The 2986-nt window shown below is 65.2% G+C and carries 2 protein-coding genes; one reads left to right on the forward strand and one right to left on the reverse strand.

What is annotated here, in order from left to right; translation table 11 throughout:
* Positions 1-127: 127 nt before the first annotated feature.
* On the reverse strand, positions 128-658 hold the full coding sequence (locus QMZ25_RS18050) for a GspH/FimT family pseudopilin (protein WP_283220065.1): 531 nt from the start codon (positions 656-658) through the stop codon (positions 128-130).
* 128 nt (positions 659-786) lie between these two features.
* On the opposite strand from QMZ25_RS18050, the gene uvrB reads away from it, so the two are divergent.
* Positions 787-2811 carry an excinuclease ABC subunit UvrB gene (gene uvrB, locus QMZ25_RS18055; RefSeq protein ID WP_053520440.1) on the forward strand — a complete coding sequence of 675 codons (2025 nt, stop codon included), beginning with the start codon at positions 787-789 and terminating at the stop codon, positions 2809-2811.
* Positions 2812-2986: the final 175 nt, after the last annotated feature.

A 2986-nucleotide genomic window follows, 5' to 3' on the forward strand; every position in this document is an offset into this window, starting at 1 on the left:
TAGCTCAGCCGGTTAGAGCACTTGACTGTTAATCAGGGGGTCGTTGGTTCGAGTCCAACTTCGGGCGCCAGTTTCGAGAAAGCCGCGAGCAATCGCGGCTTTTTTCGTTGGGGCATGCCGCGCGGGATCAGCAGGGCGTAGGCACGCGTGGGCGCAGGCTCCGGATCCGTCCGGGGATGTTGATGATCACGCGGCTGTGTTCCAGGCCCTGCACGCACAGCACGATGGACTGGTTGGTGCCGGCGTTGCGCCCGTCAGCGCGGAATCGGATGTGGGCGCGATGGTCGCTCGCCCGCAGTTCCACATGGCGATGGCGGTTCTCCAGGGTGTGCAGCAGGGTGGTCATTCCCCCGCTGGCCACCCGCGGCTCAACCTGAACGCGCCAGCCCTGGCTCCAGCGGTTGTCGCAGCGGCTGCCGTCGCCGGAGCCGCACACGGTGACCGGGCGTCCCTCGGTGATGGCGGTGCTGCGTGCCAGCGACAGACTGCCGACCAGCTGGGCACGCAGGGATTCGGCCTGCAGCTGGCGCATCGCGCGCTGCCAGGGGCGCCAGGCCACAGCCAGCAGTACGCACAGGATCATCAGGACCACCAGCATTTCAGCCAGGTGGAGCCCCCGGGCCTTGCGCGCGGGGTGTTTGCAGAGGGTCTGGAGCATGCCCCCAGCCTGCCGGCCCCGCCGGCCGGTCTCCATTGGAGGTTGGCGCGTCGGGGTGTCCGGCTTCCCCTCAGCCGGCCGTCACCGGATGCCCCGTATACTGGCCGTTCCCGGGATCTGGCAACATCATGAGCGACAGTTTTGAACTCGTCTCGCCGTATTCACCGGCGGGCGACCAGCCGAACGCCATCGCGAAGCTGACCAGCAATTTCGAGTCCGGCATCGCCAAGCAGACGCTGCTGGGTGTGACCGGCTCGGGCAAGACGTACACCATCGCCAATGTCATCCAGCAGATCCAGAAGCCGACGCTGATCATGGCGCCGAACAAGACGCTGGCCGCACAGCTGTACGGTGAATTCAAGGCGTTCTTCCCGCACAACGCGGTGGAGTATTTCGTCAGCTACTACGACTACTACCAGCCGGAGGCCTATGTGCCGTCGTCGGACACCTTCATCGAGAAGGACAGTTCGATCAACGAGCACATCGAGCAGATGCGGCTGGCGGCGACCAAGACGCTGCTGTCGCGGCCCGATGCGATCGTGGTGGCCACCGTGTCGGCGATCTACGGCCTGGGCGCGCCTGAGGATTACCTGTCGCTGCGCCTGATCCTGTCCAAGGGCGAGCGCATCGACCAGCGCGACCTGATCAATCATCTGACGCAGCTGCAGTACACCCGCAACGAATACGAACTGCAGCGCGGCACCTTCCGCGTGCGCGGCGAAGTGATCGATGTGTTCCCGGCGGAGTCGGACAGCGAGGCGCTGCGCATCGAGCTGTTCGATGGCGAGGTCGAGAAGATCACGATGTTCGATCCGCTCACCGGCGAAACCCTGCGCAACCTGATGCGCTTCACCGTCTACCCGAAGACCCACTATGCGACGACCCGCGAACGCGTGCTCGCGGCGATCGAGACCATCAAGGTGGAACTGAAGGAGCGGCTTGAGCAGCTCTACGCACAGAACAAGCTGGTCGAGGCGCAGCGCCTTGCCCAGCGCACCCAGTTCGACCTGGAGATGATGGCCGAGGTCGGCTACTGCAACGGCATCGAGAACTACTCGCGGCATCTCACCGGCAAGGGCCCGGGCGAGCCACCGCCGACCCTGTTCGATTACCTGCCGGCCGACGCGCTGCTGGTGATCGACGAATCGCACGTGACCATTCCGCAGATCGGCGCGATGTTCAAGGGCGACCGGTCGCGCAAGGAAACCCTGGTCGAATTCGGCTTCCGCCTGCCCTCGGCGCTGGACAACCGTCCGCTGCGTTTCGAAGAGTGGGAGGCGCGCTCGCCGCGCAGCATCTATGTGTCGGCCACGCCAGGCCCGTATGAAATGCGCGAGTCGGGCGACGAAGTGACCGAGCTGGTGGTGCGGCCGACCGGCCTGATCGACCCGATGGTGGAGATCCGCCCGGTCGCCACCCAGGTCGACGATCTGATGAGCGAGGCCAACGAGCGCATCAAGGCCGGCGACCGCGTGCTGGTCACCACGCTGACCAAGCGCATGGCCGAGAACCTGACCGAGTACCTCACCGAGCATGGCATCCGCGTGCGCTACCTGCATTCGGACGTGGACACCGTCGAGCGCGTGGAGATCATCCGTGACCTGCGCCTGGGCAAGTTCGACGTGCTGGTCGGCATCAACCTGCTGCGCGAGGGCTTGGACATGCCCGAGGTGTCGCTGGTGGCGATCCTGGACGCGGACAAGGAGGGATTCCTGCGCTCCACCGGTTCGCTGATCCAGACCATCGGCCGTGCGGCCCGCAATGTGCGCGGCAAGGCCATCCTGTATGCCGACAAGGTGACCCGTTCGATGCAGGCCGCGATCGACGAGACCGACCGCCGACGCGCCAAGCAGGTCGAGTACAACGAAGAGCACGGGATCATTCCGCGCTCGGTGGCGCGTCCGATCACCGACGTACTGGAAGGTGCCCGATCCGAAGCGGCCGAGAAGGAATCGCGCAAAGGAAAAGGCAAGGGCAGGCCTGGAGTGGCCGAGGATGTGGCCGACTACCGCGCGCTCGGGCCGGCGCAGCTGGCGGCGCGTCTCAAGGCTCTGGAACAGCAGATGTACCAGCACGCCAAGGACCTGGAATTCGAGGACGCGGCCCGCGTCCGCGACCAGATCCGACAGCTGAAGGAGGCCAGCCTGGGCTGAACGCGACAGTGCCGCACGTCTTCACAAAAGTGTTGCGCTTCCGGGCCGGCATCCGTAATATACGCGGCCTGCACCGACGCATTCGCGGACGTTCAGACCCCAAACGGGCGGTTAGCTCAGCGGTAGAGCACTACCTTGACATGGTAGGGGTCACAGGTTCGAACCCTGTACCGCC

The sequence above is a fragment of the Stenotrophomonas sp. RS-48 genome, from assembly GCF_030053245.1.
GTDB lineage: Bacteria > Pseudomonadota > Gammaproteobacteria > Xanthomonadales > Xanthomonadaceae > Stenotrophomonas > Stenotrophomonas maltophilia_P.

What these genes read in the sequence shown, in the direction of transcription:
- QMZ25_RS18050 (WP_283220065.1), bottom strand. Translation starts at nt 658, where the DNA reads ATGCTCCAGACCCTCTGCAAACACCCCGCGCGCAAGGCCCGGGGGCTC.
- uvrB (WP_053520440.1), top strand. Translation starts at nt 787, where the DNA reads ATGAGCGACAGTTTTGAACTCGTCTCGCCGTATTCACCGGCGGGCGAC.